The sequence below is a fragment of the Mesorhizobium sp. LNHC209A00 genome (assembly GCF_000502915.1).
Lineage (GTDB): Bacteria > Pseudomonadota > Alphaproteobacteria > Rhizobiales > Rhizobiaceae > Mesorhizobium.
The window spans coordinates 1-13869 of sequence record NZ_AYWT01000004.1; the positions used below are offsets into that span (position 1 = coordinate 1).

The window sequence follows — 13869 nt, forward strand, 5'->3', positions numbered from 1 at the left end:
CTCGAGGTGCTGGCATAGGTCAGGTGCCCGACACGGCTGCCGCGGCAGGCCTCGAGCATGTTGGTATAGGCGATAATGTTGCTCTCGACATAGGCGCGCGGGTTTTCCAGGCTGTAGCGCACGCCGGCCTGGGCGGCGAGATGGATCACCCGGTCGAAGGCATGGTCGGCAAAGCAGCCGTCGACCACGCCCCTGTCGGCGAGATCGCCGTGGATGAAATGATAGCCGGCATTGGTCTTGCGGCTCGCCTCGTCCAGGAGCCGCAGCCGCGCCCGCTTGATTTGCGGGTCGTAGTAATCGTTGATGCTGTCGATGCCGACAACCTCGTCACCGCGCTCCAGGAGCCGCCTGGCGACATGATAGCCTATGAAGCCGGCAGCGCCGGTGACCAATACCTTCATCAGAAACGCCCGTCCGTGACATGACTGGGGAACAGGCCCGAGTTCATCGCAGGCCAAGCTCCGGCCCCGGAGTGATCCGGGTCGGATGCTCTCAAAATCAGGAGCGCTTAAGCAGCGACCAGACGGCCGGCACGACGCTGGCCGCGAGCGAAACCTTGATGAGGTCGCCGACGATGAATGGCACCACGCCGAACTGCCAAGATTTTTCGGGACCAATGAGCAGCGCCAGCCAGGCGAAACCCATCGCCATCATCACCACTTCGGCAACCAGCATCGCGTTGAAAAGCTTGATCGGATGACGGTCCCAGCCACGATCGGCGGCCCAGCCGACAATCGCCGCCATGACCACGAAGCCGGCGAGATAGCCGCCGGTCGAGCCGAGCATGTAGGCAATGCCGATGCCTTTTTCAGGCGTGCCCTGGAAGACCGGGAACCCCATGGTGCCTTCTGCAATGTAGAGCAGCAGGGTGGCGAGGCCGAGCCGCATGCCGAAGGCGGCGGCGATCAGCAGGACGGCAAGCGTCTGCATCGAGATGTCGACAGGCCCGAGCATCACCTTGGTCTTGGCCGAAAGAGTTAGGAGCAGCGTCCCGGCGAGCGCCAGCAAAAACTGCGTTGCCAAGCGCGCGGCACCTTCCTGCGGCAAGGCCAGGAAAACAAGCGGGCGCGTCGTCATTGCGGTTGTCATGGTCTACCCCAATCCAATCTTGCCGCGAACCAGAAATCGCGGTCTTGCATTTTCGTATATTGCCTTGCGTGCTATGCGGCAATCGGTTTTGCCGTTCCGGGAACAATGCGCCGACATGGCTCTCAAATTCGATACCAGCTTCGACCCTGCTTACGGCCAAGGTGTAAGCGTGGCGCCCGACGTGCAACGCGTCACGGCCCCTAATCCCAGTCCCTTCACTTTCCATGGCACCAACAGCTACGTCGTGGGCCACGACATGCTGGCGGTGATCGATCCGGGGCCCGATGACGAGACGCATCTTCAGACCTTGCTCTACGTGATCGCGGGCCGGCCGGTGAGCCACATTTTCGTCAGCCACACGCATCGCGACCATTCTCCGCTGGCGGCCCGGTTGAAGGAGCGCACCGGCGCCCAAGTGCTGGCGGAGGGACCGCACCGGCCGGCGAGGCCCTTGCACATTGGCGAAACCAATGCGCTCGACGCCAGCGCCGACACCGCTTTCGTTCCCGACATCGCCTTGCCGGACGGCGAAGTGGTCAGCGGCGACGGCTGGGCGATCCGGACCGTCCTAACGCCCGGCCATACCGCCAACCACGCCGCATTCGCGCTGGAAGGCACCGGCATCCTGTTTTCAGCCGATCACGTCATGGGCTGGGCAACCTCGATCGTCGCGCCGCCGGACGGGGCAATGGCCGACTACATGGCATCGCTGGACAGGCTCATCGCGCGCGATGACAGCCTGCTTCTGCCTGGGCATGGCGGGGCGGTGACCAACCCGCGCGCTGTCATGCGCGGGTTGAAGACGCATCGCAAGATGCGCGAGCGTGCGATATTGGAGCGGGTCAGAGCCGGCGACCGGACCATTCCCGACATGGTCAAGGCAATCTATCGCGACACCGATCCCCGGCTGCATGGCGCCGCCGGACTGTCAGTGCTTGCACATCTCGAGGACCTGGTGGCGCGTGGTCTGGTCAGGACCGATGGTGCCCCGGCCATCAATGGTATCTTCACCCATGCCGCGTAGGACGCTCAGATATCGTCCGAACTTGGTCGATTGTTGTCTCGCCGGTTAATACCGCACCTATTTCTTCCTTTTTCGAAAAGGACGACTCGGGATTGTTCCCTTGCAAAGGCGCTTTTGACCTGGAATCCTTCTTTGCAGCCGTTCTCGAAAATTCACTTCTAGCATCCGCTGCCGTTCTGTTTTGCTCATGCGCGAAACATCCTGCGCGCTCATTTGACGGTGGACCGGTACCGGTAATGCAACAATGAACGCGATATCGTTGGCCGCCGGCACGGTTTCATCGTGATCGGGATTATAGGCCCGCTCATGAAGCGGCGGCCGGTGGTCAAAATGGATCCCGACAAAGATCGCATCAAGCGGTGTTCCGTCCGGGGCCTTCCCTCGTTGATTGACGATCACCTGGAGTTTCACGGCCAATGGGATTGACTTTCGCCAGCCTTTAGGCGGGCGCAAAACTTCATCGCGGGATGCGTTCGGCAGCTTAGTTGCCATTGGCCATCTCCACCGGCTGCTTCGATGCCGCTGTCTCGATGGCCTCGAACTGGCGTTTGAGATCCAGCCCAGCATTCTTGTCGTGGACAAAAAATTGCCGAAACGCGATGCGCTGCTGGTCCCGCCATGTGAGCAATTCGCCCAGTTTCTTGTCGTTGTAGGATCGAATAAATTCACTAACCCGGTCGTGGAAGGCGCTGATGGGAACAGCGGATAGACCGTAGCCGTCACACATATCGATCAGGATGGTGCCGCGCGGTTGCATGCGTTCCAGCAAACGCGACTTTTTGGCTTCGTCCGCGACCTCCGAAGGAGTCAAATCTGAAACCCTGGCGCGATCCAATTCGTCTTCGGAGTAGACGTTTGCCAGATCATCGGGCCAACCTGCCCTGAGAGCTGCTGCTTCCGCGCATTTGATGATCTGCCCGCGCGGGCGAGCCGGCCAAGGTGTGCGGGTATCAAGGTAAGTCTCGCCGTCATCGCGATGGCGGATAGGTGCGATTTCATCCCACCAAACCTGGCCCATAATGCGATGCCATCGCCCCTTCGCAAACCGAAACGGCGTGACGATACAATCCACAATCCCGTGCGGGTTGGAGCGAGGGTTCTTTGCTTCCTCGCTGAACGTCATTCGCGCCGCTCTCGAATCCGGTCGATATGTCCCGGTCCTATCAGCGATGGCTCGCAACCCGGCAATCGTCGTGACGATGACAAACTGACGCTTTTTCGAGCTCTGCTCATTCAGGACAAAGGCACAAATCTGCCGCCTGAAGGGATTGAGACCCAATGCCCGGCTTGTTTCGATGAACTGATCGAACTCACGCCGGCTCAACTTGCGATTCATGTCCCAGACAAGATCCAGCTGCGCAGGGGTAAGATCGTATTTTTGAAAGGTTGAAGTTGTTGGCGGAAACAGATCCGGCCGAGAAGGCATGTTCATTGTTCATGCCCCTCGAATTCGAACCGAAACTTCAGCATTCCCCAGCGAAGCGCCAGCGATGTCGGGAAACTCGCGATCGATCGCTTTTCGTTGTGCCCGCCTTTCGTCCTCCGAGCCGCATTCCTTCAGCAGATCAATGAGCGTCTTTCGTTCAAGGAGATGTTTTCGTATCGCCGCTTCATTGAGCTTTGGATCCTGAGGGACCCAGTACGCCGATGGAATGGCGCTTTCATCCGTGACGATGACCCGAGGATCAACGTCAAATGCGCGGACATGCGCCAGGGGGTGTCGATAGACCCTCCCCGGCAGTTCGGTAACAACGCTAGCCAACAGCGTTCGCAGTCGAGATACCCTGTCCTCCAGGCGTTTTCTTCGATCTGCCAGTTTCCTTTGGTAACTTTTTAGCCCCTCGCAGTCCGCCTGGTCGATCTGGATGATTTCAACCATCTTGCCGATAAAGCGATCGACATCCGTTTCTCCCTCGATCATTCCCTCAAGAAGATCACCGTCATCCTCTCCACAAATTTCCTTCAGGTGAGAAATTTGCGCGCGGAACTCCGATGCCATTACGACACTAATACGCTCGTTCATCGATACACCTCGCGCCTATCAGAAGTTATTTTTGACTTATTTGTTTTTACTTATCGATTAACGCTCGACGCGGATCAGCAGTCAACCAAACATAGCTATGCTCTTTGAGATATACGTTATGACATGCTTAATTTTTTTCCGGATGTTACTGCGAGGTATTCTCGCGATGGCAGTATCGTTGGACACATGGAGACGCAGGCGCTTATCGATGCGCCTCAGAACCGACCATCGAAACACGAACGAACTCGGGAACATGCAGGTAAATGGGAGGCAAAGGCGGTTGTTGAGACGCGTGTGTCCAGCTTCCCCAACCGCTGCTTCCGACAATCCGGCGGAGGTTCCCCGAGCTTGCGCAAACCAACAGCACCCGCCTCTGAGCGAGGTGGTCTTCCTTGTTGGCGGAACGCGCCGTGCATATGGCACATTGTCGATATGGCTTACGTCAACACGCAACGGATTTGGCGCTGCGATCCGCACCTACCGTCGACGCGCATAATTTGAATACAGACCAACCCGTGATCGCGCAGATCATTCAAGACGCACGTGACAGATCGATGTGTCTCGCAATTAAGCCAGTGCCGGCATAGTTAAATGATGAAATATTTCGGGTATTTCCTTTCGGGAAATCGAAATTTTTCTGGCATTGGTATTAGATGTGATTTTGACAGAGCGGCCTGATACTCTATTCCGTAGTCTTCATCTTCTTCGCTTTGCTCCGGCATCGCCCTCGACATTTTCGGACCATCGTAGGCGACTCCGAATATCCTGTGAACAATGCAATCTACATATCTTATTATGATTAGTCCGCATATTTCTTGGTATGGTTTTGATCCTGGTCCCGAACCTCGCACCTCCCAAAAAAAATCGCATTCAGATTCACGCTCGGTGAAATAGGCTCCGCCTTGAAGGTACTGCCCGCAAAATTGAAAGCTGCCGATCTGGCGCAACGTATCCAGAAGCTGCTGCCAGCTTTCTCGTTCCGGATGTAGCGCTTGGAACTTCGCCCGGCGGATGACCTTTCCGTTCGAGAGCTTCCATGTCTCATCCTCGCGAGCAATGGCCGAGAGGACCAGCTGCTTAAAGTCCGGCTGATTGGCGAGAATGTGCGCGGTCAAGTCTTTCGGGTGGACGCGCTGCATGATGACCAATATCGCGCCACCTTTGCTGTTCAGGCGGGTAGCGACATCAGAGTTATAGAATTTATTGACGGAAGCGCGGCGTTTTTCATTCTTGGCGTGGCTGGGCGACAGCGGGTCATCGACGATGATGAGATCGGCGCCGCGGCCGCTAAATTGATGCCCGATGGTGGCAAAGCGAATAGCACCGCCTTGTGGCAGCACAATGCCCGAGGCGGTCTGATCGAAGCGAACATGCGGGAATATGCCTCGATAGCGCGACGATGACATAAGTCGTCGCAACTTTGCGAGGAGCTCAATCCCAAGGCCTGGGTTACCCACTACGATGAGAATTTGCTTTTTCGGATCGTTGCCTAACAGGAATGCCGGCAACGCAATCGAACCGCAAAACGACTTCAGCGAACGTGGTGGTGCATTGAGAATGAGGCGCCCATGCTCACCTTTAGCAATGCCGGCAAGTTCGTCAGCCATGACGTCGATGTGCCAATTGGCCAGCCATTGGTCATTGTGGAGCTCGCGATACACGAACCCTGTGAACGATGGAAAGTGCGAACGATAAAGTTCCTTAATCAGCTCGGTCATGTCCATCGCCATCGCCTTCGTCCCTGTGTTGGAGTTCTGGTTCCAAGGATTCTGGTTCTATCGGTTTGGCGAATTGTCCTATGAAGGCTTGGAATGCGGCGTCGTCCTCGGCTGTCCTTACAAACGGATCTACTGGCGTCGATACATCAATGATTTTCACTAGCAGTGCACGAGCCTGATTTTTTCCTGCGATCGCATCGTTCACCAAACTGATGACAAGAGCTTCACGTTTCGTGATCTTGGTTTCTCGACCGTTTTCACGAACGATTATGAGCTTATCCAGCTCCATGGCCAGCAAGGTGCTCGCGTTCTTGACCTTCGGAGGCCGTCCCCTTGCATTGCCGGACTGGCCTTTCCTGAATCTGTACTTGACCGGTGGATTCTTGAACCCGACTTTCTTATCCATACTCAGACCTGCTTGTGTTTTTCGCGCTGTTTGCGAATCTGTGAAAGCGGCGTCATCTCGGGCAAGAGCTTTGGTTCAACACCAGTTCGGTCCTGGAACCTACGCATGGTCACATCGACAAATTTTGGTTCGATCTCAATCAGGCATGCACGACGGCCAATAAGCTCGGCCGCTATGAGCGTCGTGCCAGAGCCACCGAACGGATCGAGAACCAAACCGCCAGGATTTGTCGCATCTCGGATCGCATCGGCGATCATCATGAGAGGCTTTACCGTAGGGTGATCGGCAAGATCGCGTTTGCGCGTCTTGGAAAAGCTCGAAGCGCCCGCGTATTGCCAAACGTTCGATCGGTAGCGTCCCATGCGGCCAAGCTGCACGTTGTTGATATGAGCGGCGTCGCCATTCTTGAAAACCGCGATCAGCTCATGTTGGCTTCTGTAGTGCGAGCCAAGCCCAGCATTGGGCTTTATCCAGGCGATTATGTTGAGAAGCTTGGAATACACCTCCTCACCAATGCCGGTCAGCAGGCCGATCATCCGCCAGTCGCTAAACACGTAATGCAGCGAGCCGTTGCGAGAGTTCTGCCGCGCCAGCGACAGCCCGGTTGAAAGAAACTCTCGAAACTCGTTTCGGGACATCTCGCCCGAGGCCATCTCAAAGTCGGCGTGCTTGACTGATCCCTTGCCGCTTACGTTACCAGCGATGGGAACATTGAAAGGCGGATCGGCGACGACAGCATCGGCGAGCTCGGCACCCAGAACCGCGTGATAGCTGCCCACCTCACGAGCATCGCCGCAGACAATTCGGTGGATGCCCAGCGCCCAGATGTCTCCACCTTGCGTAACCGGATCACTGGGCGGAGCGGGCACCTCGTCGTCCTGGTCAGCGACGCTTAAAGAGGGCGTGACCAGGTTATCAATCTCAATGGCATCGAACCCGGTCAGAGAAAGATCGAAGTCTGTTGTAATCAGGCCTTTAAGCTCTTCGGCGAGCAACTCAACCGACCAAGCCGAATCCAGCGCCAGCTTATTATCGGCCAACCGGAGCGCGCGTTTCTGAACGTCGGACAGTCCCATTAGGCGGATCACGGGAATTCCCTGTAGGCGCAGCTGCTTGGCCGCAGCCACGCGACCGTGCCCGGCGATGATTTCGCCGTCCTCGTCAATCAGCGGCGGGTTGGTGAAGCCATACTCGGCGATGCTGGCAGCAATCCTGGCAACCTGCTTTTTGGAATGGATTCTCGCGTTGCGCGCATAGGGGCGCAGCGCGGTCACGTCCATCATTTCCATCTTGGTTACGCTGCCCGACATTGCCGCCTGCTCCACCACCACCACCAGAAATTCTATCCTAGATATCGGAACTTCATAAAAAAAATCCCGCATGTCAAGCATAATTCTCGCGACTTTTTTTAATTTTGAGAAGATTTTTGGCTATTATTAGATATAGGTTGACTAATAGCAGATTGCGATCCCAGTTATCGGCATCTTATACCGGTGGTAGATCTCACTGTAATTTCTGCATGGTCATTAAGTTTATTTTATCTTTGAAATTATTCCGAGAACATCGCCATTTGTCACTACGAGTTAGCGCGCATTGTTTCCGGTCAGTTTCCGCGAAATCGCGAAGGCAAATAGCCGCGGTGAATTATCGCGAATTGAACCCGGCCAGTTTGTGGCGAATAGCCATAGGTCAGGCGGGAACAAAAACGTTTGCGGAGATCTCGAGATTACGCGTGGCGCCGCGAAACAAAGTTCGGGCCGCGAGCTTCAAACCCCTGCCCTGCGCAGTCAAAAGCAACCTCGAAGTTTGAACCTCGTCTGCTGACAGGCGTTGAGCAGCCGTTAAAGTTTGAGCAATCGCGTTAGCAGCGGGAAAGCGGCCTGTTGTATTTTAGCAGAATGCAGCGACATAAAATGCAAGCCCGTTTCAAGACCTCCAGCCTGGCAGGGAGCCTGCCTCCGCGAACCGATGGCCTTGCCGATTATTCTCTTATTGGGCGGAGCTGCGGGTACCGGCGATTTGCCAACGAATTCTCCGCTAACGCCTATACGGCGGCTGAGCCGGGAGCCGCTTGCAAGGTCAATGGTAACATCTCGATCCAGGGCGGGGAGCGCATCTATCATGTGCCCGGTCAAAAAAACTATTCGCAAACTATCATCCGACCGGAATTCGGAGAGCGCTGGTTCAGAGGCGCAAGCACGACGGGCGGGTTGGCGAAGATCGAAGCGATGAGTCGAGCTAACAGCGATGAGGCCTACGTGTTGGTCATCTGCGATGAGGTTTTCGGAGCAATATCCGAAAAGTAAAGACGCTTCGAGTTCCTACGCGGTGATCCCGGCAAGAACGGCGTTCGCCGCAAGCTTCCGGTTGACGCATACTATTCGGGTCTGGGCATCGCCATCGAGTATCGGGAGCAACGGCACGCGAAAGCCGTGGCTCACTTCGACAAGCCAAATCGTCTGACGCTTAGCGGCTCCATCGCGGTGAGCAGAGACGTCTCTACGATCAACGCCGCCGTGACGTACTGCCGGCAAATGGAATCCGGCTGATCGAAATCGATTGTACCGATCTCACCTACAACAACAGAAACCGCCTTGTGCGTGACCGGGTTCGGGACCGCCAAGTGATCGAAGGGATGCTGTGACCACTCGAATTGCCGGTCGTTACGTGCCGCTTCCCCCAGCCCCAACATCTCGCCAGTGATCTGCATATCGGCGCCAAGGCTGTGCAGCCAGAGCTAATCGAAGCAAGCCAAAACTAGCCGAGCACAAGAGCTCGCAACCGTCACACCCAGCATCTGGCGCTCGTGGATTGGTTACCCTGCGCATCACTGTTATGCCGATTTCTATCCCTGATGGCTCAAAGAAAAGTCCCTGTTGAATTGAGCAGGGAATTTTTCTGATATCTTTCTCATGTTATTGGATAATTCCAAGCGGACACCGTCCAAAACAAGCGTTTCCTGGCCAAGATCCCTGTATATTGCGCTCAAACAGGGATAACGCCCACCGCGCTCTGACACCTGCCGCGTGAGCCTTACTCGGCTGGAGCCGCGCCAACCTGACCGGCGACTTCCTGGTCGAGTTCGGCAAGGAAGTCGATGATGCGTGCGGCATTGTCGCCAAGGTCGTGGCGGCCGTAACGCGAGGCGGAGCGCATGTCGACGATGACCGTGTCGCCGTCATCCGTGACGCGAATGGCGACGTCCGCGGGAAGGTCAATAACGAAACTCGAGGCGACGGCGGTGATGGTCACCTCCGTCTGTCCGGCGAGTTCGGGATAAGGCTCCGAAAGATCCCAGCCGCGCCGGTCGAGGACGGTTTCAACGGCATTGACGACGGTCTCGAACGGCAGGTCGTAGCTGCGTGCGGTAACCAATGGATAGCTGTCCGTCTGCAACGTCTGCTCACCTGGCGTTGATGGGGACATTGCGTTCATGTCCTTGGTCCGGTCGCTGACATCGAGCGCGGGCGGTTCATCGAAATCCGTCGAAATGTCCCGCAGCGGCGGATAGATCGTCGCCCAGTAGGCGGCAACGCCGTAGGGGGTGAGCACCAGCAGCGCCAGCAAGGCGCCGACGGTGAGATCACGGCCGCCAAGGTCACCAAAATTCCACAGCCTCGCAAAGGCCAGGCCAGCAAACAGCAGCGCCAGCGCCGCCAGCAAGGCAGCAATGCCCAGCACCCACAGGAAGACCGGCGTTTGGACGAGGCCGAAGCGATGGCCGACAAAGTTCGTCAGCAAAAGCACCGCCGAAAAGGCGCCCGTGCGCCGCGACCAGCCGGCAGCCTTCGACGTTTGCCGTTCGGGAATGCTAACCATTATTCTCTGCGCTGCCCCAACCCGGATGGAGGTTTAGTGCCTTTTTGCGGAAACACGCAACATCCTGTCAATCCGTCGGCAAGCGATAGTCCCTGAACTGCTGACGCAAGGTGATCTTCTGGATCTTGCCTGTGGCGGTATGCGGTATCTCGCCGACGAAAGCGACGTCGTCAGGCATCCACCATTTGGCCACCTTGCCATCCAAGAAATCGAGAATCCCGGCCTTGGTCGGTTCCTTGCCCGGCTTGGCAACGACGACCAGCAGGGGCCGCTCGCCCCATTTCGAATGCTTGACGCCGATGGCCGCCGCTTCAGCAACATCGGGGTGGCCGACGGCCAGATTCTCCAGGTCGATGGTCGAAATCCATTCGCCGCCGGACTTGATGACGTCCTTGGCACGGTCGGTGATCTGCATGTAGCCGCCGGCATCGATATGGGCGACGTCTCCAGTGTCGAACCAGCCGTCCACGTCGAACTGCTCCGCGCCCGCACCGCCATAATAGGCGCGGGCGACGGCCGGGCCGCGCACCTTCAGCCGGCCGAACGTTTTGCCGTCCCAAGGCTGCGGATTGTTCTCGTCGTCGGTCACCTTCATTTCGACGCCGAAGGGCGGGTAACCCTGCTTGCTCTGGACGTCGAGCCGAGCCTCGCCCTCGAGGCCGGCATAGTCCGGCTTCAAGGTGCACAGCGTGCCGAGCGGCGACATTTCGGTCATGCCCCAGGCATGGATGACCTGGACACCGTAATCGCCCTGGAATTTCGTCATGATCGCGCGCGGGCACGACGAGCCGCCGATCACGACCTTGCCCAGATGGGGAAGCGTCTTGCCTGTCTCCTCCAGATACTGCAGCAGCATCATCCACACGGTCGGCACGGCGGCGCTGAAGGTCACCTTTTCCTGATCGAGCAATTCATAGATCGAGGCGCCGTCCATCCTGCAGCCGGGCATGACCAGCTTGGCGCCGATCATCGGGCCGCTCTGGCCAAGACCCCAGGCATTGGCGTGGAACATCGGCACCACCGGCAGAATCGTGTCGCGCGACGACAGCCCCATCGCGTCGGGCATGGCCGCGATCATGGCGTGCAGCACGTTCGAGCGATGACTGTAGACGACGCCCTTGGGATCGCCTGTCGTGCCCGATGTGTAACACATGCCGGCGGCGGTGCCTTCGTCGAAGGTCTTCCAGGCGAAATCGCCATCGACCTCATCAAGCCAGTCCTCATAGGCGACGGCATTGGGCAAGGTCGTCTGCGGCATGTGTGCCTTGTCAGTCAGCAAGATCACCTTTTTCAGCGATTTGAGGGCACCGGCGATTTTTTCCAGCAAAGGTATAAAGGTCAGGTCGACGAAGACGGCCTTGTCTTCGGCGTGGTTCATGATCCAGACGATCTGTTCGGGAAACAGGCGCGGATTGAGCGTGTGATAGATCGCGCCGATGCCCAAGATGCCGTACCAGGCCTCGATATGGCGCGCGGTGTTCCAGGCCAGCGTGGCGATGCGGTCGCCCAACCCATAGCCGTCTCGCTCCAGCCGCTGGGCGACCTTGAGAGAACGGCGGTGGATGTCGGCATAGGTCGTGCGTACGATCGGCCCCTCGATCGAGCGCGACACGATCTCGCGCACGCCATGTTGCCGTTCAGCGTTGTCGATCAGCTTGTGGCACAGCAGCGGCCATTCCTGCATCAGTCCCAGCATGCCGGGTTCCTCCCTCACGCTTTTGGCGGTGCGCTTTTGATCGCATTGTGAAGCGAACCGGGGAATTGTCCAGCGTCCACAAGCGCAGCGGACGAAAGTCGGAGTTCGACATCCGCACGGCTTTTTTATTTCGTTTGGCGGCCCTGGGCGCCGGTCGAATGGCAGGAGCTTAAAATAGATTCCATCGGCGCAAACTCCTCGTGGTCGGACCAACCGCAGAAAGTGCCATAATCCGGCCATCGTCGGTGTTAAGCTTCGTTAACGGGCAAAGGGGTGCGATTGGCGACTGAAAGAGGTCCGCATGGACGCGCTCGACGATAAGGTTCTCGAGAGTACGCTTGCCGAAAGCCTGGCCGATCTGGTGCCGGACGAAAAGACTGTTTCCGAAGACGAGTTCGTCGAAGTTGTCGGGGGCGCCCTCGAAGCGGTCGGCGGCACACTGCTGTTCAAGATGTGCGTCCAGAACGAAGGCGAAGGCCAGCACGTCGCGGCGGCATCCGTCGGCGATGGCGGCAATCGCCAGTTCCTGCTGCTCACCTTGCCAACCGTCGGAGGGGCGCTGAAAGTCGAGACCATCTCAAGAAGCAGCAACCCGGTGGCGGGCATCGCGGCCGCCTATGCCGGGCTGATGGACGCCTTCAAAACCGCTGCCTGATTTTCCGCTGCCACGCGAAGGTCAGTCTTGCGCCACGCACGGGCGCTTGGCGTCTGTTTGTTTGTTACCGGGGGCCTTGTTCTATCCGGCCGCCCACCACACCTAAGGTCGGGGCAAGGAGAACCAGCATGGACAAGATCGCCAACCCGGCACCCGGATTCCAGCGCAATCCCGACAAGATCATCACGATAGAGCCCTATTCCGGGACCGTCACAATCCGCGCCGGCAGTACGGTCATTGCTTCTTCCGCCAAGGCGAAGGTGCTGACGGAGGCCCCCTACCCAGCCGCCTTCTATATTCCGTTCGCCGACATCGATTTCGACAAGCTCAGCCGAACGGATCACGCGACGCACTGCCCCTACAAGGGTGATGCCAGCTATTGGAGCGTGCTGCCGGCGGGCGAAGCGGGCAAGGACGCGATGTGGGCCTATCGGCAGCCCTTCGACGAGATGACCGCCATCCGCGACCACGGCGCGTTCTACGCCAGCAAGGTCAGCATCGAGGCCAAGCCGGACTGAACGCTTCGGCTTGAAGACACTCAGGGGGCATCGATATTCAGGTGATGCCGGCCCCTAGTCGGTGGTGCCGTGGTTGCCAGTTCCGTCGGCATCGTCGAGGCGCACGAAGGTCATGCCCTTGTCCTTGAGCGCCAGCAGGCCTTGAACCACGCCCTCGCCGGCGGCATGGGTCGGCTGATTGATGTGGGAGATGATGACATCACCGTCCTTGGCGGCGGCAATGCGCCTGGCCGTCTCCTTGGCGCCGAGCAGCGAGCCGCCGTCGCCATTGATCGAGAAGCCGGCAATCTTGAAGCCGAGCTTGCGGATCATCGCAATCGCCGAGGGACTGTATTCGGCTGTTGCGCCACGGAACCATTTCGGCGCCGGTTCGCCGGTCGTGGCCAGAGCCGCGGCCCCCGACTCGACTTCGGCAAGGACTGCTTCCGGGCTGCCGGCACTGCGTATGCCATAAATCTTCCGGGGCGTGTCGACAGCCGGAATATGACGGCCACCGTGATTTTCCAGTTCGAACAGGTCGGGATGAGCCCGCATGATCGCCACGGCCTCGGCGTTGCGCTTCAGCCAGACGCCGGTGACGAAAATGGTGGCCGGTATCTTGTTGTCCACCAACGCCGAGAGAATGCGCGTGTCGGTCTTGCCGCCGCAGGCATCGAGCGTGAGTGCAACGCGACCGGTTCCGCTTTCAGCCGGCTTGATGTGCAGCGTGGGTTCGACCAGCGGCGCGCCATGAGCGCTGGATATCAGCGCCACCGACATGGCAATCACGCAGAGATGTTTTTGCGGCAAATGCATCGAACCAAGTTCCCGACCGGCGGTTTCAAGCCGATATCCCAAGACCCGCATGAAGGCGGAAATCGGACGGGGGATAGCAGAAAAACGCCTGGCGCGGCAATTTGACCTCCCACTTGGTCGACGAGC

At 58.0% G+C, this 13869-nt stretch carries 16 protein-coding genes; 4 read left to right on the forward strand and 12 right to left on the reverse strand.

What is annotated here, in order from left to right; translation table 11 throughout:
* Together X739_RS154140 and X739_RS154135 are read right to left on the reverse strand one after the other, a co-directional pair.
* The coding region (locus X739_RS154140; RefSeq protein WP_023794561.1) for a GDP-mannose 4,6-dehydratase at nt 1-401 on the reverse strand (401 nt) is incomplete at its 3' end.
* A gap of 97 nt (nt 402-498) precedes the next feature.
* Nucleotides 499-1089 carry a biotin transporter BioY gene (locus tag X739_RS154135; protein WP_023794562.1) on the reverse strand — a complete coding sequence of 197 codons (591 nt, stop codon included), beginning with the start codon at nt 1087-1089 and terminating at the stop codon, nt 499-501.
* 115 nt (nt 1090-1204) lie between these two features.
* Here X739_RS154135 and X739_RS154130 point away from each other — a divergent pair, with 115 nt between their 5' ends.
* The gene (locus tag X739_RS154130) at nt 1205-2113 is read left to right on the forward strand and encodes an MBL fold metallo-hydrolase (protein ID WP_023794563.1); all 909 of its coding nucleotides are present in this window, start codon (nt 1205-1207) and stop codon (nt 2111-2113) included.
* Nucleotides 2114-2170: 57 nt separating this feature from the next.
* Here X739_RS154130 and X739_RS1000000169270 read toward each other — a convergent pair whose 3' ends face one another.
* The 6 genes from X739_RS1000000169270 to X739_RS154115 form a co-directional block, all read right to left on the reverse strand.
* A complete protein-coding gene (locus X739_RS1000000169270) occupies nt 2171-2605 on the reverse strand; it encodes a hypothetical protein (protein WP_156939851.1) in 435 nt (144 codons plus the stop codon).
* Nucleotides 2595-3545 (reverse strand): phage recombination protein Bet, encoded by a 951-nt coding sequence (gene bet, locus X739_RS154125; protein ID WP_031252020.1) that lies wholly within the window; start codon nt 3543-3545, stop codon nt 2595-2597. Before bet ends, X739_RS1000000169270 begins: the two co-directional genes overlap by 11 nt.
* A 3-nt stretch (nt 3546-3548) precedes the next feature.
* Nucleotides 3549-4136, reverse strand: coding sequence for a siphovirus Gp157 family protein (locus X739_RS154120; RefSeq protein WP_023794565.1), 588 nt, complete (start codon nt 4134-4136; stop codon nt 3549-3551).
* A gap of 587 nt (nt 4137-4723) precedes the next feature.
* Nucleotides 4724-5854, reverse strand: coding sequence for a hypothetical protein (locus X739_RS1000000167095; protein WP_156939853.1), 1131 nt, complete (start codon nt 5852-5854; stop codon nt 4724-4726).
* Complete coding sequence (locus X739_RS1000000167100) at nt 5838-6260, reverse strand: DUF5681 domain-containing protein (protein WP_023794567.1); 423 nt, start codon at nt 6258-6260, stop codon at nt 5838-5840. The genes X739_RS1000000167095 and X739_RS1000000167100 overlap by 17 nt, the downstream gene beginning before the upstream one ends.
* A gap of 2 nt (nt 6261-6262) precedes the next feature.
* The gene (locus X739_RS154115; protein WP_051410582.1) at nt 6263-7651 is read right to left on the reverse strand and encodes a DNA methyltransferase; all 1389 of its coding nucleotides are present in this window, start codon (nt 7649-7651) and stop codon (nt 6263-6265) included.
* Nucleotides 7652-8173: 522 nt separating this feature from the next.
* Here X739_RS154115 and X739_RS1000000171355 point away from each other — a divergent pair.
* Entirely contained in the window at nt 8174-8566 is a 393-nt protein-coding gene (locus X739_RS1000000171355) for a hypothetical protein (protein ID WP_051410583.1), read from the forward strand.
* A 131-nt stretch (nt 8567-8697) separates the two neighbouring features.
* Here X739_RS1000000171355 and X739_RS154110 read toward each other — a convergent pair whose 3' ends face one another.
* The 3 genes from X739_RS154110 to X739_RS154100 all read right to left on the reverse strand — a co-directional run bounded on the left by X739_RS154110 (nt 8698) and on the right by X739_RS154100 (nt 11775).
* Nucleotides 8698-8970, reverse strand: a complete 273-nt coding sequence (locus X739_RS154110) for a hypothetical protein (RefSeq protein WP_023794569.1) — start codon at nt 8968-8970, stop codon at nt 8698-8700.
* A 323-nt stretch (nt 8971-9293) separates the two neighbouring features.
* Nucleotides 9294-10079 (reverse strand): DUF1499 domain-containing protein, encoded by a 786-nt coding sequence (locus X739_RS154105; RefSeq protein WP_023794570.1) that lies wholly within the window; start codon nt 10077-10079, stop codon nt 9294-9296.
* A gap of 67 nt (nt 10080-10146) precedes the next feature.
* Nucleotides 10147-11775, reverse strand: coding sequence for a fatty-acid--CoA ligase (locus X739_RS154100; protein ID WP_023794571.1), 1629 nt, complete (start codon nt 11773-11775; stop codon nt 10147-10149).
* 301 nt (nt 11776-12076) lie between these two features.
* On the opposite strand from X739_RS154100, the gene X739_RS154095 reads away from it, so the two are divergent.
* A complete protein-coding gene (locus X739_RS154095; RefSeq protein ID WP_015318748.1) occupies nt 12077-12430 on the forward strand; it encodes a hypothetical protein in 354 nt (117 codons plus the stop codon).
* 128 nt (nt 12431-12558) lie between these two features.
* On the forward strand, nt 12559-12948 hold the full coding sequence (locus tag X739_RS154090; RefSeq protein ID WP_023783523.1) for a DUF427 domain-containing protein: 390 nt from the start codon (nt 12559-12561) through the stop codon (nt 12946-12948).
* 54 nt (nt 12949-13002) lie between these two features.
* Here X739_RS154090 and X739_RS154085 read toward each other — a convergent pair whose 3' ends face one another.
* On the reverse strand, nt 13003-13743 hold the full coding sequence (locus X739_RS154085; protein ID WP_023772883.1) for a polysaccharide deacetylase family protein: 741 nt from the start codon (nt 13741-13743) through the stop codon (nt 13003-13005).
* Nucleotides 13744-13869 lie beyond the last annotated feature (126 nt).

What these genes read in the sequence shown, in the direction of transcription:
- X739_RS154135 (WP_023794562.1), bottom strand. Translation starts at nt 1,089, where the DNA reads ATGACAACCGCAATGACGACGCGCCCGCTTGTTTTCCTGGCCTTGCCG.
- X739_RS154130 (WP_023794563.1), top strand. Translation starts at nt 1,205, where the DNA reads ATGGCTCTCAAATTCGATACCAGCTTCGACCCTGCTTACGGCCAAGGT.
- X739_RS1000000169270 (WP_156939851.1), bottom strand. Translation starts at nt 2,605, where the DNA reads ATGGCAACTAAGCTGCCGAACGCATCCCGCGATGAAGTTTTGCGCCCG.
- bet (WP_031252020.1), bottom strand. Translation starts at nt 3,545, where the DNA reads ATGAACATGCCTTCTCGGCCGGATCTGTTTCCGCCAACAACTTCAACC.
- X739_RS154120 (WP_023794565.1), bottom strand. Translation starts at nt 4,136, where the DNA reads ATGAACGAGCGTATTAGTGTCGTAATGGCATCGGAGTTCCGCGCGCAA.
- X739_RS1000000167095 (WP_156939853.1), bottom strand. Translation starts at nt 5,854, where the DNA reads ATGACCGAGCTGATTAAGGAACTTTATCGTTCGCACTTTCCATCGTTC.
- X739_RS1000000167100 (WP_023794567.1), bottom strand. Translation starts at nt 6,260, where the DNA reads ATGGATAAGAAAGTCGGGTTCAAGAATCCACCGGTCAAGTACAGATTC.
- X739_RS154115 (WP_051410582.1), bottom strand. Translation starts at nt 7,651, where the DNA reads ATGCTTGACATGCGGGATTTTTTTTATGAAGTTCCGATATCTAGGATA.
- X739_RS1000000171355 (WP_051410583.1), top strand. Translation starts at nt 8,174, where the DNA reads ATGCAAGCCCGTTTCAAGACCTCCAGCCTGGCAGGGAGCCTGCCTCCG.
- X739_RS154110 (WP_023794569.1), bottom strand. Translation starts at nt 8,970, where the DNA reads ATGCAGATCACTGGCGAGATGTTGGGGCTGGGGGAAGCGGCACGTAAC.
- X739_RS154105 (WP_023794570.1), bottom strand. Translation starts at nt 10,079, where the DNA reads ATGGTTAGCATTCCCGAACGGCAAACGTCGAAGGCTGCCGGCTGGTCG.
- X739_RS154100 (WP_023794571.1), bottom strand. Translation starts at nt 11,775, where the DNA reads ATGCTGGGACTGATGCAGGAATGGCCGCTGCTGTGCCACAAGCTGATC.
- X739_RS154095 (WP_015318748.1), top strand. Translation starts at nt 12,077, where the DNA reads ATGGACGCGCTCGACGATAAGGTTCTCGAGAGTACGCTTGCCGAAAGC.
- X739_RS154090 (WP_023783523.1), top strand. Translation starts at nt 12,559, where the DNA reads ATGGACAAGATCGCCAACCCGGCACCCGGATTCCAGCGCAATCCCGAC.
- X739_RS154085 (WP_023772883.1), bottom strand. Translation starts at nt 13,743, where the DNA reads ATGCATTTGCCGCAAAAACATCTCTGCGTGATTGCCATGTCGGTGGCG.